Annotated in this window: 22 protein-coding genes; 8 read left to right on the forward strand and 14 right to left on the reverse strand. The window is 65.4% G+C overall.

Annotated elements, in window-relative coordinates:
• Nucleotides 1–12 precede the first annotated feature (12 nt).
• From RGQ15_RS19895 to RGQ15_RS19905, 3 genes are read left to right on the forward strand one after another with little or no spacing between them, the layout of a single operon-like run.
• Nucleotides 13–1,812: a thiamine pyrophosphate-binding protein gene (locus RGQ15_RS19895; protein WP_311162570.1), complete on the forward strand. Its 1,800-nt coding sequence runs from the start codon at nt 13–15 to the stop codon at nt 1,810–1,812.
• A 20-nt stretch (nt 1,813–1,832) separates the two neighbouring features.
• Nucleotides 1,833–2,198, forward strand: a complete 366-nt coding sequence (locus RGQ15_RS19900) for a cupin domain-containing protein (RefSeq protein ID WP_311162571.1) — start codon at nt 1,833–1,835, stop codon at nt 2,196–2,198.
• A gap of 57 nt (nt 2,199–2,255) precedes the next feature.
• Complete coding sequence (locus RGQ15_RS19905; protein ID WP_311162573.1) at nt 2,256–3,710, forward strand: aldehyde dehydrogenase family protein; 1,455 nt, start codon at nt 2,256–2,258, stop codon at nt 3,708–3,710.
• A 4-nt stretch (nt 3,711–3,714) separates the two neighbouring features.
• On the opposite strand, the gene RGQ15_RS19910 is transcribed toward RGQ15_RS19905, so the two are convergent.
• The 6 genes from RGQ15_RS19910 to RGQ15_RS19935 all read right to left on the reverse strand — a co-directional run bounded on the left by RGQ15_RS19910 (nt 3,715) and on the right by RGQ15_RS19935 (nt 10,884).
• The gene (locus RGQ15_RS19910) at nt 3,715–4,671 is read right to left on the reverse strand and encodes a LysR substrate-binding domain-containing protein (protein WP_311162575.1); all 957 of its coding nucleotides are present in this window, start codon (nt 4,669–4,671) and stop codon (nt 3,715–3,717) included.
• 80 nt (nt 4,672–4,751) lie between these two features.
• The gene (locus RGQ15_RS19915; RefSeq protein WP_311162577.1) at nt 4,752–7,277 is read right to left on the reverse strand and encodes a branched-chain amino acid ABC transporter ATP-binding protein/permease; all 2,526 of its coding nucleotides are present in this window, start codon (nt 7,275–7,277) and stop codon (nt 4,752–4,754) included.
• Between the two features lie 6 nt (nt 7,278–7,283).
• Nucleotides 7,284–8,162, reverse strand: a complete 879-nt coding sequence (locus RGQ15_RS19920) for a branched-chain amino acid ABC transporter permease (RefSeq protein WP_311162579.1) — start codon at nt 8,160–8,162, stop codon at nt 7,284–7,286.
• Nucleotides 8,163–8,222: 60 nt separating this feature from the next.
• Nucleotides 8,223–9,482: an ABC transporter substrate-binding protein gene (locus tag RGQ15_RS19925; RefSeq protein ID WP_311162580.1), complete on the reverse strand. Its 1,260-nt coding sequence runs from the start codon at nt 9,480–9,482 to the stop codon at nt 8,223–8,225.
• A gap of 105 nt (nt 9,483–9,587) precedes the next feature.
• Nucleotides 9,588–10,211, reverse strand: a complete 624-nt coding sequence (locus tag RGQ15_RS19930) for a glutathione S-transferase family protein (protein WP_311162582.1) — start codon at nt 10,209–10,211, stop codon at nt 9,588–9,590.
• The gene (locus RGQ15_RS19935; protein ID WP_311162583.1) at nt 10,195–10,884 is read right to left on the reverse strand and encodes an SDR family NAD(P)-dependent oxidoreductase; all 690 of its coding nucleotides are present in this window, start codon (nt 10,882–10,884) and stop codon (nt 10,195–10,197) included. The genes RGQ15_RS19930 and RGQ15_RS19935 overlap by 17 nt, the downstream gene beginning before the upstream one ends.
• A gap of 261 nt (nt 10,885–11,145) precedes the next feature.
• Between RGQ15_RS19935 and RGQ15_RS19940 the strand changes: the two genes are divergently transcribed.
• From RGQ15_RS19940 to RGQ15_RS19960, 5 genes are all read left to right on the forward strand, one after another.
• Nucleotides 11,146–12,117: a sugar ABC transporter substrate-binding protein gene (locus RGQ15_RS19940; protein ID WP_311162584.1), complete on the forward strand. Its 972-nt coding sequence runs from the start codon at nt 11,146–11,148 to the stop codon at nt 12,115–12,117.
• A gap of 214 nt (nt 12,118–12,331) precedes the next feature.
• The gene (locus RGQ15_RS19945; RefSeq protein WP_311162585.1) at nt 12,332–13,003 is read left to right on the forward strand and encodes a TetR/AcrR family transcriptional regulator; all 672 of its coding nucleotides are present in this window, start codon (nt 12,332–12,334) and stop codon (nt 13,001–13,003) included.
• A gap of 27 nt (nt 13,004–13,030) precedes the next feature.
• Nucleotides 13,031–13,957, forward strand: a complete 927-nt coding sequence (locus RGQ15_RS19950) for a TAXI family TRAP transporter solute-binding subunit (protein ID WP_311162586.1) — start codon at nt 13,031–13,033, stop codon at nt 13,955–13,957.
• 14 nt (nt 13,958–13,971) lie between these two features.
• A complete protein-coding gene (locus RGQ15_RS19955) occupies nt 13,972–15,918 on the forward strand; it encodes a TRAP transporter permease (RefSeq protein WP_311162587.1) in 1,947 nt (648 codons plus the stop codon).
• Nucleotides 15,918–16,787, forward strand: a complete 870-nt coding sequence (locus tag RGQ15_RS19960; protein ID WP_311162588.1) for an amidohydrolase family protein — start codon at nt 15,918–15,920, stop codon at nt 16,785–16,787. The genes RGQ15_RS19955 and RGQ15_RS19960 overlap by 1 nt, the downstream gene beginning before the upstream one ends.
• Before the next feature lie 292 nt (nt 16,788–17,079).
• Here the strand turns inward: RGQ15_RS19960 and RGQ15_RS19965 are convergent, their stop codons facing one another.
• The 8 genes from RGQ15_RS19965 to RGQ15_RS20000 all read right to left on the reverse strand — a co-directional run bounded on the left by RGQ15_RS19965 (nt 17,080) and on the right by RGQ15_RS20000 (nt 25,793).
• Complete coding sequence (locus RGQ15_RS19965) at nt 17,080–18,078, reverse strand: 4-hydroxyproline epimerase (RefSeq protein ID WP_311162589.1); 999 nt, start codon at nt 18,076–18,078, stop codon at nt 17,080–17,082.
• Nucleotide 18,079: 1 nt separating this feature from the next.
• On the reverse strand, nt 18,080–18,907 hold the full coding sequence (locus RGQ15_RS19970; protein ID WP_311162590.1) for an ABC transporter permease: 828 nt from the start codon (nt 18,905–18,907) through the stop codon (nt 18,080–18,082).
• A complete protein-coding gene (locus RGQ15_RS19975; protein ID WP_311162592.1) occupies nt 18,904–19,734 on the reverse strand; it encodes an ABC transporter permease in 831 nt (276 codons plus the stop codon). The genes RGQ15_RS19970 and RGQ15_RS19975 overlap by 4 nt, the downstream gene beginning before the upstream one ends.
• Nucleotides 19,735–19,744: 10 nt before the next feature.
• Entirely contained in the window at nt 19,745–20,818 is a 1,074-nt protein-coding gene (locus tag RGQ15_RS19980) for a quaternary amine ABC transporter ATP-binding protein (RefSeq protein ID WP_311162593.1), read from the reverse strand.
• Between the two features lie 59 nt (nt 20,819–20,877).
• Nucleotides 20,878–21,729 carry a glycine betaine ABC transporter substrate-binding protein gene (locus RGQ15_RS19985; protein ID WP_311162594.1) on the reverse strand — a complete coding sequence of 284 codons (852 nt, stop codon included), beginning with the start codon at nt 21,727–21,729 and terminating at the stop codon, nt 20,878–20,880.
• Nucleotides 21,730–21,967: 238 nt separating this feature from the next.
• Nucleotides 21,968–22,912: a LysR substrate-binding domain-containing protein gene (locus tag RGQ15_RS19990; RefSeq protein ID WP_311162596.1), complete on the reverse strand. Its 945-nt coding sequence runs from the start codon at nt 22,910–22,912 to the stop codon at nt 21,968–21,970.
• 23 nt (nt 22,913–22,935) lie between these two features.
• On the reverse strand, nt 22,936–24,279 hold the full coding sequence (locus tag RGQ15_RS19995; protein ID WP_311162597.1) for an NAD(P)/FAD-dependent oxidoreductase: 1,344 nt from the start codon (nt 24,277–24,279) through the stop codon (nt 22,936–22,938).
• A 2-nt stretch (nt 24,280–24,281) separates the two neighbouring features.
• On the reverse strand, nt 24,282–25,793 hold the full coding sequence (locus RGQ15_RS20000) for an aldehyde dehydrogenase (protein ID WP_311162598.1): 1,512 nt from the start codon (nt 25,791–25,793) through the stop codon (nt 24,282–24,284).

The raw sequence follows: 25,793 nt of genomic DNA on the forward strand, positions 1-25,793 counted from the left end.
CGGAGGACAGCAATGACGCGGCAAAAGGGAGGCAGCTACATTGCCGAAGCCCTGGTTCGGGAGAAGATCCCCTATATCTTCGGGATCTGCGGCCACGGCACGGTCGGGCTGATCGACTGCCTGGCCGAGGTCAAAGACGAGATACCGATGATCTCGCCCCGGCACGAGCAGACGGCGGTGCACATGGCCGACGGCTTCTTCCGGGTGTCCCACCGGATCGCCGCGACGCTCAGTTCGACCGGGCCGGGTTCGTGCAACCAGATCATGGGGCTCGCGGTGGCCCAGACCGACAGCTCGGCCATCCTGGCGATCACCGCCAACGTGCCGACCCAGCAATTCAACCGCGCGCCTTTCCAGGAATTGAACATGCATGGCCAAGCCGATTTCGGCCAGGTCATCAAGCCGGTGGTCAAGCGCAGCTTTCAGCCCTCGCGGGTCGAACAATTGCCGCTGATGATCCGGCAGGCCGCGGCCACGATGACCACCGGGCGGCCCGGGCCGGTCAATCTCGACATCCCCTATAACCTGTTCCAGGAAGAGGCCGAACTGACGCCCGAGCCGGTCGGCAGCGCCTTCGGGATGCGCCGCCCCGGGGCCAGCGCCGAGGATGTCGCGCAAAGCGTCGACTGGCTTCTGGCGGCCGAGCGACCGGTCATCTTCGTCGGCCATGGCATGGCCCTGTCCGAGGCCGGGCGCGAATTGACTGCGCTGGCGCATCGGCTTTCGATTCCGGTGATCTCATCGCCCAACGGCATGGGCACGATCGACATGGAGGACCCGCTTTCGCTTGGCTTCATCGGCCGGAACGGCGCCTATCAGGCCAATCAGGCCGGGCGGCATGCCGATCTGGTTCTCGCGATCGGGGCACGGTTCGACGATCGTTCGGCCTCAAGCTGGCGGCCGGGATATTCCTGGAACTTCCCGGCGACGCGGCTCGTCCATGTCGATCTGGACCATGCCGAATTGACGCGGAACTACACCCCGGACCTCGCCATTCTGGCCGATGCCCGGACCTTTCTGCGCCAGATCCTTGCCGAACTCGACGCCCGCGCCGCGGGCTCCGACGCCCCGCCGAATGGCCTGCCGCGCCTGCAGGGCTGGCGGGACGAGATCGCCGGCTGGCGCGCGGAATGGGAAGACTTCGTCGCCCCCGGTTTCGCGGCGCATCAACAACCGATCCGCCCGGAACGCATTGTTGCCGATTGCCAGAAAATCCTGCCGCCGGATGCCATTCTGTCCTTTGACGCGGGCATCCACCACAACTGGTTCATGCAGTTCTGGAAGGCGAGAGGCCCGCAGAACATGCTGAATTCATGGGGCTATTCCGGCATGGGCTTTGGCCCTTCGGCAATCCTCGGCGCGAAGCTCGCCGCACCGGATCGGGTCTGCGTCTCGGTCTGCGGTGACGGCGGTTTCACCATGGTGCCGCATGTGCTTTGCACGGCGGTCGAATTCGACATCCCCGTGATCTGGATCGTCTGGAACAATTTCGCATGGGGCGCGATCCGCGACCTGCAATACGGTTATTTCGAGGGCCGCGAATACGGCACCGCCTTCTATCGCGGCCCGAATGCCGAGCCCTATAACCCCGATTTCGCCGCCTGGGCGCGAGCATCGGGGGTGGCGGGTTTCACGGTGACCCGTTCCGAGGATTTCGCGGCAACGCTGGAAGAGGCGATCCGCCTGAACCGGCCGGTCCTGATCGACGTCCATGTCGATGCCGATATCCGCCCGCCCGCGACCGGCTCCTGGTCGCTGCCGCCCCTGCAACCCAAGGAACCGGCCTTTGGCACGGCCTGGCGCCCGGAATGAAGAGCAAGAGGCAAGCCCCCATGACCGACCGCAAAAGCCTGATCCGCAATATCGCCGAAGAGCCCTGGCAGCAATTTCCCGCCCATTACGGCGGCGCGCTGTCAAAGGCATTGGTCCATCCCACAACCACCGGATCGCAGCAGATCGATTACCGAATTTCGACCTATGCGCCGATGGCCTATGTCGAGCGCCACCATCACAAGGTGCAGGAACAGGTCTATCACATCCTCGAAGGCGAGGGCCTGATGGAGATCGACGGCGAAAAACGCGTCGTGCGGCGCAATGACGTCATCTTCATCGCCCCCGGTACCTGGCATGGCATTGCGAATACCGGGCTTGGGCAACTCACCTTCATCGTCGTCACCACCCCGGTCAGCGATGATTGACCCATGAACCTGCCGCATCCGAATTCTTCCCCGCATCCATCGGCCGGAGCCCGTCGCATGACCTATCCGTTTGAAATGCCTGCCAGTGACGGACTCGACCGGATTTCGATGCTGCTCGGCGGGTCATGGCAGCAGGGCGAGGGCGCGGCGCAGGAGGTCTTCGACAAGTTCCGCCTGACGCCCTTTGCGCTTTTGCCGGCCAGCGGGCCCGATCAGATCACCGAGATGATCGGCCTGGCCGAGCACAGCTTTCGTGCCGACCGGCTGACGCCCCATGACCGGGGCCGCATTCTCGACGCGGTCGCGGCGCTGCTCGAGATGCGGCGCGACGAATTCCAGGATGTCATGCAGCTCGAGACCGGCTATACCGATGCCGATTGCCGCACCGAGATCCAGCGCACCGTCGAGACCCTGCGCCTTTCCGCCGAAGAGGCGCGGCGGCTGTCGGGCGAGGTAATCCCGGTCGCCGGTGCCGCCGGGCAGGGCAACCGACTGGCCTTCACGCTGCGCGTGCCCCTGGGCGTGGTGCTTGCCGTCACGCCCTTCAATGCGCCGCTCAACACCGTGACCCACAAGATCGCCCCGGCACTTGGCGCGGGCAATACGGTGGTGCTGAAACCGGCAAGCCAGACCCCGCGCACGGCCTGCATGCTGGCGCAGGCCTTCCTGGATGCCGGCTTGCCTCCGGGCTATCTGCAGGTCTTCCACGGGGGCGCCGCGGCGGTCGAACAGGCCCTCGCCGATGATCGCGTGCGCTATATCGCCTTTACCGGCTCGACCGAGGTCGGGCGCCTGATCCAGGCCCGGGCCGGTCTGCGCCGCACCCAGATGGAACTTGGCTCGATCGCCTTCACCCTGCTTGCCGGGGATGCCGATCTGGACGACGCCCTGAGCAAGGTCGCGGCGGCGGGTTATCGCAAGGCCGGTCAGGTCTGTACCTCGGTCCAGATCCTGCTGGTCGATGCCGCAATCGCCGATCAGGTCGAAAGCCGTCTTGCCGGCATCGTCGCGGAGCTGACCCATGGCGACCCCGCCATGCCGGGCTGCAGCACCGGTCCCCTGATTTCCCTGGGCGATGCCCTGCGCGTCGAAAGCTGGATCGCCGAGGCCATTTCGGGCGGCGCGCGGCTTCTCGCCGGCGGCCGGCGCGATGGCGCCGTGATTGCGCCCACGCTTCTTGCCGATGTCACGCCCGCGATGAATGTCGGCTGCCGCGAGATCTTCGGCCCCGTCGTCTGCATCGAGCGTTTCACCGATTTCGATGCCGCGCTCGAACGGGTGAACGCGACGCCCTATGGGCTGGCCACGGGCATCTTTACCCGCAATCTCGACCTCGCCTTCGCCGCCCTGCGCCGCCTGCAGGTTGGCGGGGTCCATGTCAACCAGACCTCTTCGGCGCGGCTCGACATGATGCCCTATGGCGGCTCGAAGGAGAGCGGATTCGGTCGCGAAGGGCCGCGTCACGCCATGATGGAAATGACCGAGGAACGGGTGGTCAGCTTTACCCTTTAGGGCCCTATTCCGGCACTTCGGGCCCGATCCAGGTCACGCCGCGCCAGTGGCCCTTCCGAACCTCGTCTCGGATCAGGGCAAGCAATTCATCATGCACGGCCTGAACGGGCGGGGATATGGTCTCGGGGCGCGGCGCGTAAAGGAAATTGATGCGCGTCATGGAAACCTTGTCGAAGGGCAGGCAACGCCATTGCGATGACAGCGCCGGCCCATGCACGTTCACCGCGGCCATCGGCTTCACCGTCGCCCCCATGCCGCGCAGCAGGCTTTGCATCAGAATGCTGAGCGAATCGATTTCGGCCATCGGGGCACAGGTCAGGTTCAGGCGTTCGAATTCCAGATCGACCCGGCGACGCAAGCCATGCTGCGGGCTGGGCAGGATCAGCGGCACTTCCAGCAGGTCGCGGATCGTGACCGCGCTCTGGCTGGCCGGGAACAGGTTGCGCTCGACCGGATAGACCAGGAAAAGCTCCTCGCGCAGGAATTCGGTCGCGTCCCAGTTCGGCACGGCCGAAGGGGTGAAGAGCACGGTCAGGTCCAGGTCCCCGGCCATGGCCAGCGCCCGCAAGTTGCCGCTGAGCCCCTCGACGAGGTTCAGGACGATGCCCGGAAAGCGCCGGTTCAGCCTTTCGACCAGTTGCACTCCGATCTGCGCGCTGGTCGTGGGCGGCAGACCCAGCGTGACCCGGCCCGAGATCTGTGTCTCGGCCTCGCGGGTCAGCAGCAGGGCCTGTTCGATCTGACGCAGGATGAACTTCGCGTGGCGGTGCAGGGTCAGCCCCTTGGGCGTGGGCGTGACACCCCGGCTCGAGCGCAGGAATAGGGGCGCGCCAACCTCGTATTCGAGCCGCGAGATCTGCTGGCTCAGGGCGGGTTGGGCGATGTTGAGCTGGCGCGAAGCCTGCGAGAAACCACCACAATCCACGATCGCCACGAAATATTTCAGCTGCTTGACGTCCATCCCTGTCCCCTGCCCCCTCTCCGTTTTCGGCTAGGAGAGGCCAGCGGGCAAGTCTTTATTCCGGCGAGGGAAAGTTACGCTCACAGCCAGAGCACTTTCTTGCGATAGGGCATGTCGCACAGCAGCGCCTGGGCCGGGCCCTCATGGAAAACCTGGCCGTTCTCCAGCGCAAAGACCCGATCTGCCAAGGCCAGGACAAGGTCGAGATTGTGCTCGACGATGACGATCGGCACGTCCTGGCGCAACCGGTCGAAGACGCGGAACAGGTCCTCGACCACCGCAGGGGCGAGCCCCTCGAACGGTTCGTCGAGCAGCAGCAGGCTGACATTGCCGGAAAGCGCGCGGGCCACGGCCAGCATCTGCTGCTCGCCCCCCGAAAGGTAATCTGCATGGGAATTGATCCGCTCGGCGAGGCGAGGGAAGAAATCGAAGATCTTCTCTTCGCTCCAGACCGTGCCGGTTTCGCCATCCGTCGCCCGACCGAGCCGGCCAAGGGCAAGATTGTCGCGCACCGTCATCCCGGCGAAGACCCCGCGGCCCTGGGGCACATAACCCACCCCTGCTCGCGCCATTTCCCATGCGGATATCCCCGTGACATCCTGCCCGCGCAAAGACAGCCGTCCCTCGGTCGGTTTCACGATCCCGGCGATGGTCTTGAGAAAGGTCGACTTGCCCGCCCCGTTGCGGCCCAGCAGCGCCACGATCTCGCCCTGACGCGCCTCGATCGAGGCGCCGTTCAGGATATGGCTTTTGCCGTAGAAGGTATGCAGCCCCTCGGCCCGCAGGACGATTTTGCCAGCGGCATCGCGGTTCTGGCTGCGCCCGGTCACGGCGGGCGTGCCGGTTCCGGTATAGATTTCCTGCACCTTGGCATTGGCGCGGATCTCGGCGGGGCTGCCATTGATGAGCACCTCGCCCTCGTTCATCACCGTGACCTCCTGGCAGAAGGACAGGACACGGTCGATGTCATGTTCGACGATCAGCACGGGGATATGGCGCGCCATGGCGACGATCAGCCGCCCGACCCGCTCGCGCTCGGCCGCGGCAAGCCCGGCGAGAGGCTCGTCGAGCAGGATGACGCGGGGTTTCGAGGCCAGCGCGATGCCCAGATCGACCAGCCGCTGCCCGCCATAGGACAGATCGCCCGCCCGAACATCTTCGATGCCTTCAAGACCCAGGAAGCGGATCAGGGCGGCGGTATCCTGTTCGACCTCGGCCAGGCTGCGGGCATTGCGCCACAGCCCGTAGCGCGCCGGATGCTTGGCCTGTCCCGAAAGTCGCAGGTTCTCGCCAATGCTGAGCCCGTCGAACAGCGAGGTGATCTGGAAGGATCTTGACAACCCGGCATGGCAGATCTGCTGCGGCGCAAGGCCCTGGATCTCACGTCCCATCAGGCGCACCGTGCCGCTCTTGGGCCGGAAGCGGCCCGAGATCAGGTTGAACAAGGTGGTCTTGCCCGCGCCGTTCGGCCCGATCAGGACATGGATCTCGCCGGGTCTGACCTTGAGCGAGGCCCCCTGCACCGCCTTGATGCCGCCAAAATTGATCGAGACATCCTTGACCGCAAGGATCTCGCCTATGGAGGGGGTGGGGCGCAGGGTCTCGGGCAGGTCGAGCCCTTCGTGAATGCGTCGGCGACTCATCGCGGCGCTTTCCTCTGGCAAGGGACGCCATATGCGCCAAAGCTTTCCGCCAAGGCCCACCAGCCCGCCCGGCAGATACATCACGAAGCCCACGAAGATGAGCCCGAACCAGAACATCCAGTCCGGCGTCGCGATCGAGATCATTTCGCGGAACAACAGGAAGAACAGGACACCGACGATGGGTCCAAGGATATGGGCATGCATTCCGCCGATCACGACCATGGCCATCAGCTCGCCAGACATCTCGATCGAACTGCTCTCGGCCGTGACGATGTAATGCAGAAAACCCGACAGCGCCCCGCCGAGCCCCGTCACCGCTGCCGAGACGACATAGGCAATCAGCTTGTAGCGTTGGACGTTGTACCCCTGGAACTCGGCCCGCAGGGTATTTTCGCGGATGGCCTGCAGCACCGTGCCGAAGGGCGAATGCACCAGGCGCAGCATGACGTAAAGCACGCCAAAACCGCTCAGCGCGACCACGGCGTAATAGACCGCGTTATCGGCAAGGTCCAGCGGCCCTATCCCGCCGCGGCTAAAGCCGCCCAACCCGTCCTCGCCCCCGGTCAGGGCGGTCCAGCGAAAGGCCACGGTGAAGGTCAGTGCCGTGAAGGCCAATGTCAGAAGCGAGAAATAGACCCCCCGGCGCCGCAGGATCAGCGCCCCAACCACCAGCGAGAGCAAGGCCGTGACAAGGATCGAGCCGAGCAGCGGCAGGATGAAGTGGCCGGGCAGGAAAGTCTTCTGGATCAGCGCCGCGGCATAGGCCCCGATCCCGAACCAGGCGGCATGGCCGAAGCTCACAAGGCCGGTATAGCCCATCAGCAGGTTCAGCCCCAGCACCGCGATGCCAAGCGCGACGACCATTGTCGCGGCCGTCATCGTCAGCCCGATCAGCGGCAGGACGAAGGGCAAGAGCACCAGCCCGATACCGGCGATCAGCAGGGTCTTCCAATTCGATGACATTCAGGATCACCCTTCGAATTTCGCCATCCGCTCGCCCAGCAACCCGCGTGGACGCGTAAGCAGGACGACGAACATCAGGATATACATCGAGGCCTCCGAGGCCGCGGGCAGGTATTGGACCGTGACCGAGCGCACGACCCCGACCAGGATCGCGGCCAGCACCACCCCCCAGAACGAACCAAGCCCGCCAATCGTCACGACGATGAATGCGATGGTCAGGATCTCGGCCCCCATGGCGGGATGCACCGTGGTGATCGGGGCGAAAAGCGCGCCGCCCACCGCGGCCAGTCCGACCCCGATCATCACGACCGCCGTCATGTAGGGCTGCAGCCTGATCCCCAGGGCCGCAACCATGTCGGGATTCTGGATCCCTGCCCGCACCACGCGGCCAAAGGAACTGCGGTTGAGCAGAAGCCAGATCAGCGTCAGAAGCGCCAGCACCACCCCCAGCATGATCAGCCGATACTTGGAGAAGAGCAGCGGCCCCAGCACGACGCCGCCACGCAGATCCGAGGGCATGGTCTGGGACAAAGGTGCAGCCCCCCAGATCATGCGGATCGCCTGCTCGGCCACCATGGCAAGGCCGAAGGTGACGAGCAGGCTCAGGATCGGGTCCTCGCGGTAGAAGCGGCGCAGGATGAAACGCTCGAACAGGATGCCCAGAAGCGCGACCAGAATGGGCGAGGCAATGACCGCCGGCAGAAAGCCAAGATGCGGGCTCAGCGTCACCGCCAGATAGGCACCCAGCGCGTAAAACCCGCCATGCGCGAGGTTCACGATGCCGCCGACCGAGAAGATCAGCGAAAGGCCAAGCGCGATCAACAGATAGTAGCCGGCGAGAACCAGCCCGTTCACCACCTGCTCGAACAGAAAGAAGATCTCCATACTTGCCCCTGCGGTTTCGGCCCGCCCCGCTTGTGCGAGGCGGGAAAGGTCATGGCTGGCTCAAAGCTTGCAAGCGCCCGAATCCGCGGGATAGATCGTTGTCAGATCCTCCCCGTCGGGAGGAACGGCCGCACCCAGTTGCAGCATGTCATAGACCGAATTGTAGCTGCCCTCGTCCTTGACCGAGAAGGAATAGGCCTCCTGCACAAGCTGGTGGTCGAACTTGCGGAAATAGGCCGGGCGGTGCTTCAGGATGTCGAATTTCGCCTCGCTCTCGAGATAGTCGATCAGCTTTTCATTGTCGGTGCCGCCGACTTCCTTGATCGACTGCTCGAGGATCTTCGCGGTGATATATTCGATCCAGGCGTGGTTCTCGGGGATCTGGTCGTTGAAGGCAGCCTTGTAGTCGGCCACGAATTTCTTCGTGCCTTCGGTGTCGATCGTGTCGAACCAGACCGTCGGCCAGACGCCACCGAAACTGCCCATTCCGGCCGCCCAGGCATCGGCGGTGTTCAGGTTGAAGCCGACGGTCGGATAGGCCAGACCGAATTCGGCATATTGCTTCAGGAAGTTCGTGACCTGGTTGCCGCCCAGGTTCAGGCAGACGATGTCGGGATTCGCCTGCCGGATCTTGAGGATATTGGCCGAGAAATCCGTGGCGTCTGTCGGCACCAGCTCCTCGCCCACCAGATCGGCCTTGTTGTCGGCGAAGAAGGCCTTGGCCGCTTTCAGCAGATCATGGCCAAAGACATAGTCCGAGGTGATGGTGAAGAACTTCTTGCCCTCGACCATGCCGTCCTGCTTGAGCGCCGTGCCGACCGCATTGACCATCACCGCGTTCGGAATATCGGTGCAGAACATGTAGCGGCTGCAGCGATCGGCCCTGAGCACGTCAGAGCGCGGCCCGGTCGCAATGAAGAGCTTCTTGTTGCGGGCCGCGACCTCGGAGATCGCCAGGGCCGAGGCCGAGGAAATCTCGCCCACCAGGACATCGACCTTGTCGCGTTCGATCATGCGTTGCGCCTTGGTGGCGGCGGTTTCGGGATTGATCGAATCTTCGGCGATCACGGTGATCTGGCGGCCATTGATCCCGCCCGAGGCATTGATCTGATCGACCCCCAGCTTGAAGCCATTGATCGCATATTGCCCCAATGTGCCCAGAAAGCCGGTCAGGGGCACGAGATGGCCGATGACGATCGGCGCCTCCTGCGCGCGCAAGAGCGATGGCAGCGCCACCGTGCCCAGCATCGCGGTGCCGACCCCCGCACCGGCCCTGAGAATGTCGCGTCTTGTGCTCAGGTTCTTTCCGCAGTCGCTCATGATCGCTTCCTCCCCGAAGCTGCCCTGTGGCCAGGGCGGTTGTTGCCGGCGCTTTGCCGCGCCTCCTCCGGCGGGCAGGGCCAGACCCTTGGTAAGCGGCGGCGCTCAGGCCGCCCGGTAGCTTGTCTCGCGCATGATCGGCTGGGCTGAAAAACGGTCGAGCCAGGCGGCAAGTCCCGCACGCCTCGCGCGCCAATCATGTCCGGGATGGCGAAAATCCAGGTATTCCAGCGCAGCCGCCATGCCGATCGCACCGATATGGGGGGCACCCAATTGGCGCTCGCGGCTTTCGGCATGATCGAGCGCCGCGTCTATTCTTGCGAATTGCGCCGCGATCCAGTCCGTCCAGCGCAAGTGCTGGGGGCGCTGGACCAATTCGTAGCGCAGCAGCACAGCGGCCTCCATCACGCCATCGGCAAGGGCCTCAAGCGTCAGGATGTCCCAGACATCCGCAGTTTCCGCGACATAGAGGCTCGGCCCCTCGCCGCGTCGGTCGAGATAGCGGCAGATCACCCGGCTGTCGTAAAGCGCGCCTTCCGGCGTCAGCATCACCGGGATCTTGGCCAGGGGGTTGCGCGCGCCCAGATCGTCATTGCGTGCGGCCGGATCGACCGGCACTTGTTCCAGCCGCAATTTCACCCCGCGTTCCAGCGCCGCCATGCGCACCTTGCGCGCAAAGGGCGAGGCCGGGGTTTGCAGCAGCACCAGCATGTCAGACCAGCCCGCCATTCGGCTGGACGATCTGCCCGGAGATCCAGCTGGCCTTGTCAGACGCCAGAAAGGCGATCGTTGCCGCGACCTCTTCGGGGCGGCCGACGCGGTTGAAGGGCGACATCGCGGCCGAGCGCGCCACCGCCGCCTCGTCCTTTCCGGCGCGGAACAGGTCGGTGTCGATCGGGCCGGGCGCAACGCCATTCACCCGCACGCCCCGCGGCGCCAATTCGCGCGCGGCCGAACGCAACAGCGACTCGACCGCCGCCTTCGAGGCGGAATAGGGCCCGAGCCCCGGCGCGGCATGTCGCACCAGCGAGGTGGTCAGGGCGATGATAGAGCCGTCATCCGCGACATGCCTTGCCGCTGCCTGCAGGACGTTGAAGGCGCCGATGATGTTCGTCTCGACCAGATCGCGCATCCGTTCGGGGGGAAAGCTGGCCAAGGGGCCTGGCGGTACATTGATGCCCGCGCTGGCCACGACGCAGGAAATGGGGCCGAGCGTCGCCTGCGCCTCCTGAAAGGCCAGTTCGACCGAAGCCGCATCGCGCAGATCCGCGCGAATGCCGCCGGATTCGGCGCTGCTGGCATAGGTGAAAGCCACGTTCCAGCCATCAGCCCTGAGCGCGTCGACACTTGCCGCGCCAATGCCGCGCGACCCTCCGAAAACCAGCGCTGTCTTTTCTGTCATCGGCTGCCTCCCCTGCCCGGCCCCGCCGTCATTCCCGCGACGAGTCACCAGGGCCCTGATAAGCCTTGAGCCTAGCCAGCAGATGCGGCAGCACGCCAATAGGGTTTCACGCCCCCGCCATAACGAGAACGTATAGCGGGCGATTTCCGCGGTATCTTCGCCGGGGCAATCGTTTTTCCCGATGCGCCCATGCCGAAAGCGAATTGGCCCGTCCGCCCGGCCCGTTGCTAGGCTTGCCCCCTGCATCCGGAGGAGAATCCCATGAAAAACGTCATCATCTCGGCGCTGGCGCTTGGAGTCCTTGGCGCGGCGGCCTCGGCCCAGGATCAGGCCCAGGATCAGCCGCTGACGATCGCCGTCTTCACCAAGAACAACACCAATCCCGCTTACGAGGCCGCCCGGCTTGCCGCCGATCAGGTTGCGCAGGAAGCCGGAGCGACCACCGTCCATTATGTTCCCGAAAAGCCCGACGACATCGACCAGCAGCGTGCGTTGATCGACAAGATGCTGGCCGGGGATCATCCCGACCTCGTGCTGTTCGTTCCGGTCCATGACACCAAGATGGAGCCGGATCTGCACCGGATCACCTCGGCCGGGCTGCCGGTCGTGACCTTCGTCAACCGCATCAAGGGCGACGTCATCGCCCATGTCGGATCTGACGATGTTGCGGTGGGCAAGGCGGCGGCGGACAGGCTGTTTGCGGAAATCGGCGACAAGGGCAAGATCCTTGCCGTGGCGGGCACCCCTGCCGCCGTCACCTCGCGCCAGCGCGTCGAGGGGCTGGAAGCGGCCCTAGCCGAGCATCCCGAGATCGAATTGCTCGAGACGCTGGCCGGAATGTATCAAAGAGAGCCCGCGCATGATGAAACGCTTGCCGCGCTTGCAAGGCACCCCGAGGTCGACGCGATCTGGACGGCCAATGATGTCATGGCCTATGGCGTCATCCAGGCATTGAAGGAAAGCGGCCGCAGCGCCGAGGTTTCCGGGACGAACGGCCTCGACGAAGCGATCGCGATGATAAAGGCAGGCGAGATGGTCGCCTCGGTCGATTTCAGTTCTTTCAAGATGGCCTGCATCGCCGCGCGCGCCGGCCTTCTTGCACTGGACGAAAAGCCCGTGCCCGCGGATATCAAGATCCCCGTTTCCGTGATCACCGCCGAAAACGCTGCCGAGTTCGACATTCCGCTGGCCCAACGCAAATGCCCGAGCTGGCAGGAGATCGTCGGGGATTGACGCCTGGAGACGGCCCTTTCGTGGCAGGACACGAAAGGGTTTTCCCCATTCCCCGGAAAGCGAGCCGCATTGTCCCCCAAGGCCATGACAAGCCGGAAACGGGCGGCTGCCGAACTTGTCGGCATCCGGCGCCGTGCGAGTTTTTGGACAGCTGTATTAAAATCTGGACAGGTGTTTATCGTCGTTGTACCTTCTCCCGAGGGGGAGAGACACGATGAAAAAATCAGCCTTGGCTCAGACAACGACAAACCTTGTCGTGACGGCGGCGGAAAAGCTTTTTTCCGAGCGTGGCTTCGCGGCAGTGTCGATGCGCGAAATCGCGCGTGAGGCCGGGGTCGTCGTCTCGAGCGTGATTTATCACTATCCCGACAAGATCGCCTTGCTGGCCGCGATCTATGATCGCCACACGCGCCCGATAAACGCGCGCCGTCGTGAACTGCTGGGAGAGGCGCGCCGGATTCCCGCCCGCGAGGATCGGCTCCGCGCAGAGTTGCGCGCCTATCTGCTGCCGGCGTTTTCCTCCTCCGAAGATGCGACCTCGGGCGGGGCAAGCTTCACCCGGCTGCGCGCCATCCTGTCGGCGGAAGGCGATCCGCAGGTCCGCGAGGTGATCGCCGGGGCATTCGACGAGACGACTCGGGAGTTCATCGCGGCCTTTGCCGAATGCCTCCCGGGCGCCTCGCAGGAAGACATTGTCTGGCGGGCGCATTTCCTGCTGGGCTCGCTTTACTACACCCTTATCAACCCGGATCGCATCGACCGCCTTTCCGACGGTCGGGCATCGGGACGGGATCACGAAACCGCCATTCGCATGATCGTGGAAACGGCTCATGCGGGGTTGATGGCGCTTTCTCCGACACGGGAGCGACCGGAGAAAGTCACCTGAACGCATAGAGGAATACGGGAGGAGAACATGAGAACGAAATTTTTGGCAACCGCGGCCGTTCTGGCCTGCGGAATGGGAACGGCTGTCCATGCGCAAGAGCGTGTGTCGATCGCAACGGGCGGCACATCTGGCCTGTTCTACATCATCGGGGCAGGGATCGCCGATCAGATCAACGCCCATATGCCCGACACGACGGCCCGGGCCGAAGTGACCGGGGCTTCGGTCGAAAACATCCGCCGCGTCGCCGCTGACCAGATGACATTCGGCCTGTCATCGGCCTCGACCCTGTTCGACGCGACCAAGGGCGAAGGCCCGTTCAAGGATGGCGTCCAGAACGTTTCCGGGATGGCCTATCTTTACCCGGCAGTTCTGCAGGTTGCGACCGTGAAAAGCACCGGGATCGATGATTTCGGCGATCTTGCGGGCAAGCGGATCAATCTCGGACCGCCGGGCTCGAACTCGGCGGTGCTCGGTCAGCGCATCATGGAGGCCCATGGCGTGTTCGACCCGAACAAGGTGCAGTTCCTGTCCTATAGCGAGGGCGTGGCGGCCCTGACCAACGGGACGATCGATGCAACGGTCGTTCTGGCCGGTGCGCCGACCGCCGCCCTGATCGACCTGGACGCTCAGAAGGACATGGTGCTGCTGAGCCTCGACAAGGAGGCGGCCGAAAGCCTGACCAGGGAATATCCTTACTATCAGACCTACGAGATCGCGCCCGGCACCTATTCCGACATTTCCGAGCCCGTCACCGCGATCAACGATCCGGCGACGCTCTTTACCAAGGCGGATGCAGATCCGGCGAAGATCCAGGGGCTCATGTCGGCGATCTTCGACCACCTGGACGAACTGGCCCAGGTTCACCCGCAGGCAAAGGCCATCACGCTTGAGGCGGCCCCCGAGATGGCGGTCCCGCTGCATCCGGGCGCGCAAGCCTATTTCGCTTCGAAATAGGCCGGGTCAGCGACATGCCGGGAATTACTCAGCTGCGATTGCGCCTGCAAAGACATGGCGCAATCAGCCTGCCCGAAGCCACGATCGTCTCGCTTTGCTTCGCCGCGCTCGCCGTGGCAGTGACGGCGCTGGTGATCTGGGGCGCGTATTTTGGCCTGATCACCGCCCTCATCCTGCGCTCGGGCTTCTTCTCACTTGCCGCCGCGGCCGGGCTGATGGCGGCAGGCTTGCAGATCGGGCGCTGGCCCGTCCGCATCCTGTTCTACCTTCTTGCCGCATTGGCGCTTGTTCCGGGATGGCACCTTCAGGCCTCATATGCCGACATCATCATGCGCGGCGCGATGGCGGTTCCCGCGGACCTGTGGGTGTTCTGCGGCCTTCTGGCGGGTCTGCTCGTTCTGGTGCAGCGTACGGTCGGCTGGGCCCTGGTCATCCTGATGATTGCGGCCCTCGGTTATGCCTGGTTTGGCGATCTCATCCCCGGCCAATATGGCCACGGGGGCTATGACTTGCGCCGCCTGACATCGACGCTGATGCTCTCGACCGAGGGTATTTACGGCGTGCCGATGGGCGTTGCGGTCGAATACATCTTCCTGTTCGCCTTGCTGGGCGGGCTGCTGATGAAGATCGGCACGGGCGAGGTCTTCGTCGACCTCGCGCGCGGCCTGACCGGCCGGATGCAGGGCGGCCCCGGCCTTTCGGCTGCGCTGTCCTCGGCAATGCTGGGCACGATCAACGGCAGTGCCGTCGCCAATGTCGTGACGACCGGAACCTTTACCATCCCGCTGATGAAGCGGGTCGGATACTCGCCCAACCTCGCCGGGGCGATCGAGGCGGCAGCCTCTTCCGCGGGTCAGATCCTGCCCCCGGTCATGGGCGCCGCTGCCTTCCTGATGGCCGAGATCATCGGCGTACCCTATGCGACCGTGGCGCTCGCGGCGCTCATCCCGGGCCTGCTATATGTGCTCGCGCTGATGGTGGCGGTCTGGCTCGAGGCCGGCAGGCTCGGCCTGAAGCGGGACAGCGAGGCGGGACTGGGTCTGCTCAAGGTCACGCTGCTGCAACGGGGATACCTGCTCTTCCCGCTTGCGATCCTGATCGCGACCATGGCCGCGGGCCAAAGCCCGACCAGGTCCGCCGTCATCGCGCTTCTGGCCGCGCTTGTCATCTCGCCCTGGCGCAAGGCGACACGCGTCGGTCCATTGGCACTGGTCGAAGTCTGTGTCGAAACCCTGCGGGCCACGATGCCAATCATCGCCGCAGTCGGGGCGGCCGGCGTGGTCATCGGCGTCCTGAACCTGAGCGGTCTCGGGCTCATGCTGTCCGGGCTGATCGTCGATCTTGGCGGCCACAGCATCTTCTGGCTGCTGCTTCTGACGGCGCTCGTATCCTTCGTGCTGGGCATGGGCTTGCCGACTTCGGCTGCCTACCTGCTGCTGGCCGTGCTGGTGGCACCCGCGATGACGCGGCTCGGCATCGAGCCGATCGTGGCGCATATGTTCATCTTCTACTACGGGCTCGTTTCGGCCATCACGCCGCCCGTGGCACTGGCGGCCTATGCCGCGGCCTCGATTTCCGGAGGCGATGCTAACCGCACCGCGTTCGAGGCCGACCGCCTGGGCTTCGTCAAGCTTCTCGTCCCGTTCCTTTTCGTCAGCATGCCCGGCCTGCTGATGATCGGCAGCGGCGCTCAGATCGCGGCATCTGCCCTGCTTGCCGTGCTGGGAACGGTGGGCCTGACGATCGCCTTCGCGGGATGGTTCCTGCGCCCGATGACCGCGCTGGAGAGGATCATCCTCGCCATTTGCTCACTTTTGCTGCTTTGGCCCAGCCCCGTGCTGAGCGTGGATCTGCTCAGCCTTCAAATGCGTGGCCTGGGGCTTCTCGGTCTTGCCGTGATCGCCCTTCGGCTCGTGACGTCACGCGCATCCCTTGGCAGCACTGACAGGAAAACAATCTGATGTTGGACCAGAATCTTCCGTTTCATCCCAATCCCTCCAAGCCCACCATCACGCTGCCCAGGGGGGCCTGCGACGCGCATTGTCACGTCTTCGGCCCTGCCGCCCGCTTTCCCTTTGCGACCGAGCGGACCTATACTCCGGTCGATGCGGCATGGGAGACGCTGCAGGATCTGCACCGCCTGCTGGGACTCGAGCGCACCGTGCTGGTCCAGGCCAGCTGCCATGGCAAGGACAATTCCGCGATGCTGGACGCGATCGCGCGCAGCGATGGCAGCTGCCGCGGCGTTGCTATGGTCGATCGCGGCATCACCGATGCCGAACTGGACAAGCTGCATGAGGGCGGCGTGCGCGGTATCCGCTTCAATTTCGTGACCCATCTGGGACAGGATGCCGATCTTGACGCCGTGCGCGGGCTTGCGGCTCGGATCGCACCGCTTGGCTGGCACGCCGTCCTGCATTTCGACGCGGACAGGCTGGACAGGCTGGCCCCGGTTCTGCGCGAATTGCCCATTCCCATGGTCATTGACCATATGGGACGCCTGGACGCCTCGCGCGGGATCGAGCAGCCGGGTTTCGATCTCCTGACCGAACTGATGCAGGATGATCGCTTCGTCGTGAAAGTCTGCGGCGCCGAGCGGATCACCAGGACGGGGCCGCCCTATGCGGATGCGGTCGTGATTGCCCAGGCCCTGGTCCGCGCCTTTCCGGATCGCGTTCTGTGGGGGACGGATTGGCCCCATCCCAATATTCGCAAGGACATGCCGGACGACGGCAAGCTTGTCGATCTTCTGGGCGAGATCGCGCCCGAAGCGCATCTGCTGGAAAAGCTCTTGGTCGAGAACCCGACGCGACTTTACTGGGCGCCGTGATCCTGCCCAATGCCGTGATGCCGGGATTCGAGATCTCGGTGAGGTGATGGTGGGCTGATCATCCCGATGGGCGCGGGTTCCGGAAACACCCCAGCCGGCAGCGCCCAAGCCGTCGGCCAGGCGCAGCCCGCGTTCTGGCCGTCGCAAGCCCCGCGCCGTCTCATCCCGCGGCCTGGACGAAATCATGGCTGAGGGGGGCGGAATTGCCTCAAGCGGGCAATCGACAAGGGCAATGCAAAGATCACCCCGGTTGGCCCAGCTCACTGGCGCGGCACCTGCACAGGGCCGCGCGTCAGGCGATCTGGAAGCCGTACCGCAGCGGGTCGTCGCTGTCCACGAGGATGGTGTTATGACCGATGATCCGCGCCCAGCCGCTGATGCCGGGCAGGATGCCGGGATAAGGACCGACCATGACCTCGCGTTCGACCTTGCCCTCGAAGACGGTTCCGATCAGGCTCTTGTTGCGGAAATTCGCGCCCAAGGCCAGCCGGCCCTTGCCATGCAGCTGCGCCATCCGGGCCGAGGTGCCGGTCCCTCCGGGCGAACGGTCTATGGCCTTGTCACCATAGAACACCGCATCACGCCCGTCGCAATCCGCGCCATCCGGCCCGTCGCACCAGACGACGTGATGCACGCCCCGGATGCGATCATCCTGCGGATGGACCGGATCGCAGATCCCCGCCAGCGCGGCCCGCAGGGCGCGGCTGTGACCGACGATCTCGGCCGCGCCCATGCCTTCGAGGCCCGGCCAGTTGGGCTGCGGCTCGACCACGGCATAGAAATTGCCGCCATAGGCGATGTCGACGACCATCCCACCCATACCGGGAACGTCCACGCGAACATCCGCTTCGTGCAGGTAGCTCGCGACATTGAAGAGCCGCACCGAAGTGACGCGGTCGCCTTCAAGTTCATAGGTGACGTCCACCCGTCCGGCCGGCGTCTCGATGGCAAGGCGGCCGGGCTCGCGCGGCGTGACCAGCCCTTCCTCGATGGCGACGGTGGCGAGCCCGATCGTGCCCGCCCCGCACATTGGCAGGCAGCCCGAAACCTCGATGAACAGCGCCGCGATGTCGCAATCCTCGCGGAACGGGGGATAAAGGATCACACCCGACATGATGTCATGGCCGCGGGGCTCGAACATGAGCGCCTGGCGCACCCAGTCATGTTCGCGCAGGAAAAGGTCGCGCCGCTCGAAGATCGGCAGATGCGGCAGGACCGGCCCGCCGCCCGCGACGACCCGGACCGGGTTGCCGCAGGCATGGGCGTCGATGCAGAAGAAGCGCTTACGCATGCTAGCGGACCCGCGCTTCCAGCGCCCCGCGCGACATGCGGTCGAGCAGCAGCGCGACGGCGACGATGGCGAGCCCGGCGCGCAGGCCCAGACCCATCTCCATCCGGGTCAGGCCGCGCGTTACCTCGGCCCCAAGGCCCCCTGCCCCGACCAGCCCCGCCAGCACCACCATCGCGAGCGAAAGCAGGATGCACTGGTTCAGCCCGACCAGCAGCGTCGGACGGGCGGCGGGAAGCTCGATCTTGAACAGGATCGTGCCGGGTTTGGCACCGATCGCCTCGCCGAGTTCCTTGAGATCGGCGGGCACGCCGCGGAAGGCCAGCGTGGTCAGCCGCAGCATGGGCGGCACGCCATAGACGATGGTCGCGATGATCGCGGGCACCCGTCCCAGGCTGAAGATCATCACCGCCGGGATCAGGTAGACCCAGGGCGGCACCGTCTGCATCACGTCGAGGACCGGGCGCAGCGCGGCCTCGACCGCGGGGCGCCGGGCGGCGAGGATGCCCAGCGGAAAGGCGATGACGACGGCGATCAGCACGGCGACGACGACCAGCGCGATGGTCTCCATCGAGGCCTTCCACAGCCCCATCCCCCAGCAGAAGCCAAGGCAGCAGGCGGCGAGAACCGCGACCCGCGCCCCAGCCGTCAGGAAGGCAAGGACGACCACCACCGGGATCAGGACAAAGGCTGGCGGCAGCAGAAGCGCGGCCTCGATGCCACCCAGCACCGCCTCGATGACCCGCGCAATGGCGGCGAAAAGCGGGTGGAAATTGCTGTTCAGCCAATCGACCAGCGGCGCGAGCAGCGCGCCCGGAGAGAATTGCGTCATTTGCGGTCTCCTGCGAAGCTTTGGGTCACCCGGTCTAGCAGCATGGTCAGGATCACGATGGCGATCGAGGCATTGATCGAGGTCGCGATGTCCAGCGTCCGGATCGCGCCATAGATCGTCTCGCCCAGGCCCCCCGAGCCGACGATGCCCGCGATGACCACCATGCCGAAGGCCATCATCAGGCTCTGGTTGATGCCGGCCATGATCGAGGGCAGCGCAAAGGGCAGCCGGATCTTCACGAACATCTGCAAGGGCGTCACGCCAGAGGCATCGCCCAGCTCAAGGAACTCGTTCGGGGTGTGGCGGATGCCCAGCGAAGTCAGGCGGATCGCCGGCGGGATCGCCACGATGACTGTCGCGACCAGTGCCGTCGCCGGGCCGAAACCCAGAAGCGCGATCGAGGGCAAGAGGTAGATATAGGGTGGCATGGTCTGGATCAGGTCGAGCACCGGGACCAGCGCCCGGTCCAGGCGCGGCATCAGCCCGGCCAGCACCCCGACCGGCAGGCCGATTGCCAGCGCGATGACGCTGGCGGCAGCGACCAGCGCCAGGGTCTCCATGGTTTCGGGCCAAAGCGACATCGCCCAGCAGCCGATCAGCGCAAGGGCGGTGACGGCGGCGGCCAGGGCACCGAGCCTGCGCCAGGCGACCAGGGCAGCGAGCGCCGCGACGACGTAGAAGGGCGGCAGCATCAGCAGCCAGAGCAGACCGTCAAAGAGCCCCTCGAGCAGGGCGCGCGCACCGTCGAACAGGAAGGCCGCATGGTCCGACAGCCAGAACAGCGCGTCGTCGACCGTGGTGTCGAAGGCAGAGATGAAATCCTCCATTCCCGCCCCCTCAGGCCGCCGCCTGGCGTTCGGGTTCGCCCCGCATGCCCAGAAGCAGGTTGCGGATCGTCACGATGCCCAAGAGCTTGCCACCCTCGACCACTGCGACGGCGTCGCTGCCGGAACTGGTGACCTGCCCGATCAGCGCGTCGATATCGGAATCGGGTGCGCAGCGCGGCAGGGTCTCGACCGGGCCGCGCCACTCGGCTGCGGGGATCATCACCGAATGCGCCTTGACCAGATGCAGCCGCGAGATGCCGGCGACGAAATCCGCGACATATTGATCGGCCGGGTTCATCACGATCTCTTCGGCGGTGCCGGTCTGGATGATGACGCCGTCCTTCATGATCGCGATGCGGTCGCCGATGCGGATCGCCTCGTCGAGATCATGGGTGATGAAAACCGCCGACTTGCCGAGCTCCTTGGTGAGCTGGCGGAACTCGTCCTGCAATTGCCGCCGGATCAGCGGGTCCAGCGCCGAGAAGGGCTCGTCCATCAGGATGATCTCGGGGTCCGAGGCCAGCGCCCTCGCAAGGCCGACGCGCTGCTGCATGCCGCCGGAAAGCTCGGACGGGAAGCGCGCCTTCCAATCCGCAAGGCCGACCTTTTCAAGCGCTGCCGAGGCTGCGCGGTTGCGTTCCTCGCGGGGGATGCCCTGGACCTCGAGGCCGAAGGCCGCGTTCTCGAGCACGTTGCGATGGGGCAGCAGGGCCACGCTTTGGAACACCATGCCGATATGGCGGGCGCGGGTCTCGCGCAGGGTCGCCGCGTTCATCGTCGCGATGTCGCGGCCCTTGACCAGCACCTTGCCGAGGCTCGGCTCGATCAGCCGGTTCAGGAGGCGGATAAGTGTCGACTTGCCGCTGCCCGACAACCCCATGATGCAGAAGATCTCGCCGCGACGGACCTGAAGGCTGGCATCCGAGACCCCGACGACGCAATTGTAGTCGCGCAGCACCTCGGGCTTGCCCAGCCCCTTTTCCGCGATCGCGCGGATCGCATCCGCGCTGCGCTTTCCGAACACCTTCCACACAGACTGGCAGTCGATCAGGATGTCGGCATTGGCATTCTGGGTCTTTTCCATGGCTTCCCTGTTGTCTTGCTTGTTGTCGGGGGACGGCGCCGGGCGCCGTCCCCGCCCGTTCAATAGGACTTGATGTTTTCCCAGCGCCCGATCAGGTCGGCATGGGCCGCGATCCAGTCGGCGATGGCCTCGTCCATGGTCTTTCCGTCATTCACCGCCGAATTGATCGCGGTGATGTCGGCCAGCGGCACATAGACGCTCGCCATGGCCTCGCGGGCCTCGGGATATTCCTCGGAGAAGCCCTTCTGGCCGATCCAGTAATAGCCCTGCGGCGGGGGGAAGACGCCCTTGGGATCGGCGAGGTATTTCACATCGTATTTCTGCACCATCCACGAGGGTTCCCAGATGGTGACCGCGATCCATTCCTGCCGCTCGGTCGCGGATTTCAGCGCGGCGGTCATCGCCGCGCTGCTGCCCTCGACCAGTTGCAGGTCAAGCCCGTATTGCTTGACCGCCTCGGCTGCATCGCGCATCAGGCCGGCGCCCGGCTCGATGCCGACGATCTTGCCGCCGAATTTTTCGGCATTCTCGTTCAGCTGCTCGAGAGAATCGATCGGCACGTATTTCGGCACCGCGATGCCTTGGTAGAGCCCGTGCGAGACCGGAGAGATCTTCTCGAGCCGGTTCTTGTTGCGCTGCCAGTAATCCTGGGCGACGTAATCGGTCTGCGAGGCCAGGATCTGCACGTCGCCCTTGGCGAGCGCGGCATAGGCGATGCCCCATTCCGAGAAGGGCGTGACCTCGACGGTATAGCCCTTGTCCTCGAGCACCTTCCTGGTGATGCCGGTGATCGGGGTCAGGTCCTCCCAGGACAGGGTGCCCATCCTGATGACCTTGTCCTGGGCCGCCGCCGGCAGGGCAAGGCCGAGCGCCACGGCCCCTGCGAGGATGGTCCCCAAAATTCTGCGCATGTCAGTCCTCCGCTGTCGTCTGGCCGGCGGGCAGCCGACAGCCGGCGCCGCGCGCTGCGCGACGGGCCGAGAACGTGCCCGGATCGGCGATTTCACTTGTCGGGGCAGGCTTTGCTTGTTCGGTCCGGGGGCCCCATGGCCCGGTTGACAGGATTTATCCCCTGCCGGGGCCCCTGACGGCAAACGAGAATTTGCTTAGGTCAGGCATTAGAAAATCTGCGTCAGCGCCCGCGTGGCATCAGACGGCCTCATCCCGCAAAGTGTCAAGCACATGCGCGACGAACCCCGCGACGCAGGGGCGCTTGAGGGATTTCTTCTTGCAGGTCAAGAAGTTGCCCCGCCCGGCGGTGATCGGCGCGGGATGGGCGAAGACCAGCTCGCCCCGCGCGATGGGGGCGCGGACCATGTGATGCCAGCCCAGCATCACGCCCTCGCCCTCAAGGACAGCTTCCATCAACAGGCCCACCTTGTTCGTCGAGAGCGTCGAGGGCGCCTTGGCCCATTCGGCGCCCTGCGCCCGGAACCATTCGGCCCAACCGAGCGGCTGCCAGCCGATGGCATCCGCGCTCCAGTGCCGGTCGTGCAGATGCAGCAGGTTGACCCGGTTCAGGTCGTCGGGCGTGTCGAAGGGGCCGTGCTCGGCCAGGTAGGCGGGGGTGCAGACCGGCTGGGCGACCTCCTGGAACAGAAAATGCAGCTCTTCGCCGACCTCGTAGCGCTCGCTGCCGCAGAGGAAGGCGATATCGACCTCGGAATAGTTGCGCAGCGTGCCGTCCTCGTCCGAGGCGAGCACGGTGAAGCCGATCTCGGGATGGCTCGCGCGGAAGCGGTCGATCACCGGCTTCAGCCAGAAGCTTGCCATGCCATTGGTGGCCGAAAGCGTGACCGTCTGCGGCCCCTCGTCACCCGAGATGGCCGAGACCCCGGCGCTGATCGTGTCGAGCCCGGCGGTGACCGCCGCTTGCAGGCTCGCGCCCTCGGGGGTCAACTCCAGCGCATTGTGACGGCGCACGAACAGGGCCACGTCCAGCGCGCGTTCAAGCAGGCGGATCTGCTGGCTGACCGCCCCTTGGGTGACGTTCAGCTCCTTCGCGGCCAGGGTGAAGCTCAGATGCTTCGCGGCCACTTCGAAAGTCGCGAAAGAGCCCAGCGATGGCAGGTAGCGGCGCTTGACCGGCGGCATGAGGCGTCCTCCTGGTGGAGGGCTCATTCTAGCCGGGCCAGCCATTCTTTCCAGCGCATATAGGCATTTGCGCCCCAGCTGTCGAAGGGATGGGGCGGCAGGGCCGAGGGTTCCTCCTCGGCACCGAAATGGCGGGTGATGGCGCTTTCGCGCCCGCAGGCCAGTTCCGCCGCGCCGATGCCGGTCAGCGTCCCCCGCGCCGTGCCCAGCCCGTTCTGGACGCAGGCGGCGAAGAGGCCCGGCTCCAGCTCGCGCAGGACCGAGACGGCATTGCGCGACAGGCACAGGTGCCCCGACCAGGCATGTTCGAAGCGGATGCCGCGCAGCATCGGGAAGCGCGCGTCGAATTTGCGGCGCATGGCGCGGGCGGCGCGGGCGAGGTCGGCGGCGCTGGTCTGCATCTCGGGGCGGTAATAGCCGCCCTGGCGGATGACGATGCGGTGGCCGCCCTGCCCCGGCCCGATGCGGCGCACGGTCGTGCCCATCGGGTCGGCGGGCGTCGTGCCCCAGCATTCCTGCCCGCCAAGGGCGCGGATCGCCTCGGGGGGCAGCTCCTCGGTCATGCAGGCGTTCAGCATGACATGCATGAGCCGGCCGCGCTTGAAGCCGAAGCTTTCCAGATGGCCGTTATTGCTCAGGATGACCTTTGCCGCAGTGACCGATCCGGCCTCCGTGGTGAGCCGCCAGCGCTGGCCCTGTGTCTCGATCCGCAGCACCGGCGAGCGCTCGAAGATGCGCAGGCCCTGCCCTTCCAGCCCGGCGGCCAGCCCCCGGACATAGCCTGCGGGCTGCAGCATCGCGGTGCCCGGCGTGAAAAGGCCGGTGCGGTAGTAATCCGAGCCGGTGATCTCTTTCATCTGCCGCGCGTCCAGCAGCTCATGCGCCTCGCCCATCGCGGCAAGATGCGCGGCATAGCTGAGATTGGCCGCGATTCCGGGTTCCGAGGCCGCGGCATTGATCTTGCCGCTGCGTTGAAAACAGCCCTCGGGAATCGCATAGTCGCGCACCGCCGCGCCGGCGAAGTCGATCGCCTGGCGATTGAGCGCGGTCAGCTGCCGGTCCCTGCCATCGTCCCCGGCATAGTCGCTCGAGGTCAGCTCATGCGGCAGGTCGATCATGAAGCCCGAGTTCCGCCCGGTCCCCCCCTCGCTGACCCGCGCCGCATCGAGGAGGACGATGTCAAGCGCAGGATCGATCTGCTTCAGCCGCCGCGCGGCCGAGAGCCCGGCGAAGCCCGCCCCGACGATCGCCACGTCGCAGCCGGTGGTTCCCTCGAGCCGCGCGCGGGGCGCGACCGGGGGCAGGATCGCGCTCCAGCCGGCGGGGCCGTTGAAGACCGGCAGGCGAATGGCCGCATGCACCGCCATGATCAGTCCAGCGCCGTATCCGCGTGATCGGACAGGTCCAGCCAGATCGTCTTGAGCTGGGTATACTGGTCATGGGCATGGATGCCATTGTCGCGCCCGCCGAAGCCCGACTGCTTGTAACCGCCGAAGGGGGTGGTGATGTCGCCCTCGCCGAAGCTGTTCACGGTCACCGTCCCGGCCCGCAGCATCCGCGCGCCGCGCAGCGCCCGCTTGCCATTGGCGGTGAAGATCGACGCCGCAAGTCCATATTTCGTGTCATTGGCGACCGCGATCGCCTCTTCGAATCTCGCCACCTCGATGACGGTCAGGATCGGGCCGAAGATCTCTTCCCGAGCCAGCCGGTCGTCGCGATCCGTGACCTCGACCACGGTCGGCGCGACATGGGTGCCGCCATGGCTTTCGCCGCCAAGGACGATCCGGCCCGACTTGACGGCCTGCGCGAGATATCCCGAGACCTTCTCGAAATGCGCCTGCGAGACCAGCGCCCCGACCCGGACCGAGGGATCCAGCGGATCGCCGGAATTCCATTCCCGCGCATGGGCCGCGACGCGTTCCAGCAGCTTCGGCTTGATCGCCTTCTGGACGATCAGCCGCGAGGCGGCCGAGCAGTTCTCGCCCATGTTCCAGAAGGCGCCATTGACGACATGGGCCGCGACCGCGTCCAGATCCTCGGCATCGTCGAGCACGATGCAGGGATTCTTGCCGCCCAGTTCCAGCACCACCTCCTTGAGATTGCTGTCTGCGGAATAATGCAGGAAGCGCCGCCCCGTCGCGGTCGAGCCGGTGAAGCTGACCATGTCGACATCGGGGTGACGGCCCAGCGGCTCGCCGACCTCCGAGCCCGAGCCGGTCACCACGTTCAGGACGCCGCGGGGAAGGCCTGCCTCGACGGCTAGTTCGGCCACCCGCAAGGTCGTCAGGGTGGTCTCGGCGGCGGGCTTCACCACCACCGTGCAGCCGGCGGCAAGGGCCGGTCCGATCTTCCAGGCCAGCATCAGCAGCGGGAAGTTCCAGGGCAGCACCAGACCGACGACGCCGACCGGCTCGCGCAGGATCATGGCGATATGGTCGTCCGAGGCTGGCGCGACCTGGTCGTAGATCTTGTCGATCAGCTCGGCATGCCATTTCAGGACATGCACCGTCTCGGGGACATCGACGGTCTCGCAATCAAAGATGGTCTTGCCGCTGTCGAGGCTTTCCATCACCGCAAGCTCGCGGGAGTTGCGCTCGATCAGCTTGGCAAGGCGCAACAGCACCTCCTTGCGCGCGGCGGGATGCAGGCGCGACCAGCGCCCGTCATCAAAGGACTCGCGGGCCTTCGAGACGGCCAGGTCGACATCCTCGGCCCCGCAGGCGGCGATCTCGGCCAGCGCCGCGCCGGTCGCCGGGTTCACCGTGGTGAAGCTTTTCCCCGAGATCGCGGGCCGGAAGCTGCCGTCGATGAAGGCGTTTTGCGGCAGTTCGAGCGTGGCCGCGATGGCCTTGTATTCCGCGGTCGTCAACAAATCGCCCAT

Origin of the sequence: Paracoccus sp. MBLB3053 (genome assembly GCF_031822435.1) — a bacterium.
GTDB lineage: Bacteria > Pseudomonadota > Alphaproteobacteria > Rhodobacterales > Rhodobacteraceae > Paracoccus > Paracoccus aurantius.

What these genes read in the sequence shown, in the direction of transcription:
- RGQ15_RS19895 (WP_311162570.1), top strand. Translation starts at nt 13, where the DNA reads ATGACGCGGCAAAAGGGAGGCAGCTACATTGCCGAAGCCCTGGTTCGG.
- RGQ15_RS19900 (WP_311162571.1), top strand. Translation starts at nt 1,833, where the DNA reads ATGACCGACCGCAAAAGCCTGATCCGCAATATCGCCGAAGAGCCCTGG.
- RGQ15_RS19905 (WP_311162573.1), top strand. Translation starts at nt 2,256, where the DNA reads ATGACCTATCCGTTTGAAATGCCTGCCAGTGACGGACTCGACCGGATT.
- RGQ15_RS19910 (WP_311162575.1), bottom strand. Translation starts at nt 4,671, where the DNA reads ATGGACGTCAAGCAGCTGAAATATTTCGTGGCGATCGTGGATTGTGGT.
- RGQ15_RS19915 (WP_311162577.1), bottom strand. Translation starts at nt 7,277, where the DNA reads ATGTCATCGAATTGGAAGACCCTGCTGATCGCCGGTATCGGGCTGGTG.
- RGQ15_RS19920 (WP_311162579.1), bottom strand. Translation starts at nt 8,162, where the DNA reads ATGGAGATCTTCTTTCTGTTCGAGCAGGTGGTGAACGGGCTGGTTCTC.
- RGQ15_RS19925 (WP_311162580.1), bottom strand. Translation starts at nt 9,482, where the DNA reads ATGAGCGACTGCGGAAAGAACCTGAGCACAAGACGCGACATTCTCAGG.
- RGQ15_RS19930 (WP_311162582.1), bottom strand. Translation starts at nt 10,211, where the DNA reads ATGGCGGGCTGGTCTGACATGCTGGTGCTGCTGCAAACCCCGGCCTCG.
- RGQ15_RS19935 (WP_311162583.1), bottom strand. Translation starts at nt 10,884, where the DNA reads ATGACAGAAAAGACAGCGCTGGTTTTCGGAGGGTCGCGCGGCATTGGC.
- RGQ15_RS19940 (WP_311162584.1), top strand. Translation starts at nt 11,146, where the DNA reads ATGAAAAACGTCATCATCTCGGCGCTGGCGCTTGGAGTCCTTGGCGCG.
- RGQ15_RS19945 (WP_311162585.1), top strand. Translation starts at nt 12,332, where the DNA reads ATGAAAAAATCAGCCTTGGCTCAGACAACGACAAACCTTGTCGTGACG.
- RGQ15_RS19950 (WP_311162586.1), top strand. Translation starts at nt 13,031, where the DNA reads ATGAGAACGAAATTTTTGGCAACCGCGGCCGTTCTGGCCTGCGGAATG.
- RGQ15_RS19955 (WP_311162587.1), top strand. Translation starts at nt 13,972, where the DNA reads ATGCCGGGAATTACTCAGCTGCGATTGCGCCTGCAAAGACATGGCGCA.
- RGQ15_RS19960 (WP_311162588.1), top strand. Translation starts at nt 15,918, where the DNA reads ATGTTGGACCAGAATCTTCCGTTTCATCCCAATCCCTCCAAGCCCACC.
- RGQ15_RS19965 (WP_311162589.1), bottom strand. Translation starts at nt 18,078, where the DNA reads ATGCGTAAGCGCTTCTTCTGCATCGACGCCCATGCCTGCGGCAACCCG.
- RGQ15_RS19970 (WP_311162590.1), bottom strand. Translation starts at nt 18,907, where the DNA reads ATGACGCAATTCTCTCCGGGCGCGCTGCTCGCGCCGCTGGTCGATTGG.
- RGQ15_RS19975 (WP_311162592.1), bottom strand. Translation starts at nt 19,734, where the DNA reads ATGGAGGATTTCATCTCTGCCTTCGACACCACGGTCGACGACGCGCTG.
- RGQ15_RS19980 (WP_311162593.1), bottom strand. Translation starts at nt 20,818, where the DNA reads ATGGAAAAGACCCAGAATGCCAATGCCGACATCCTGATCGACTGCCAG.
- RGQ15_RS19985 (WP_311162594.1), bottom strand. Translation starts at nt 21,729, where the DNA reads ATGCGCAGAATTTTGGGGACCATCCTCGCAGGGGCCGTGGCGCTCGGC.
- RGQ15_RS19990 (WP_311162596.1), bottom strand. Translation starts at nt 22,912, where the DNA reads ATGCCGCCGGTCAAGCGCCGCTACCTGCCATCGCTGGGCTCTTTCGCG.
- RGQ15_RS19995 (WP_311162597.1), bottom strand. Translation starts at nt 24,279, where the DNA reads ATGGCGGTGCATGCGGCCATTCGCCTGCCGGTCTTCAACGGCCCCGCC.
- RGQ15_RS20000 (WP_311162598.1), bottom strand. Translation starts at nt 25,793, where the DNA reads ATGGGCGATTTGTTGACGACCGCGGAATACAAGGCCATCGCGGCCACG.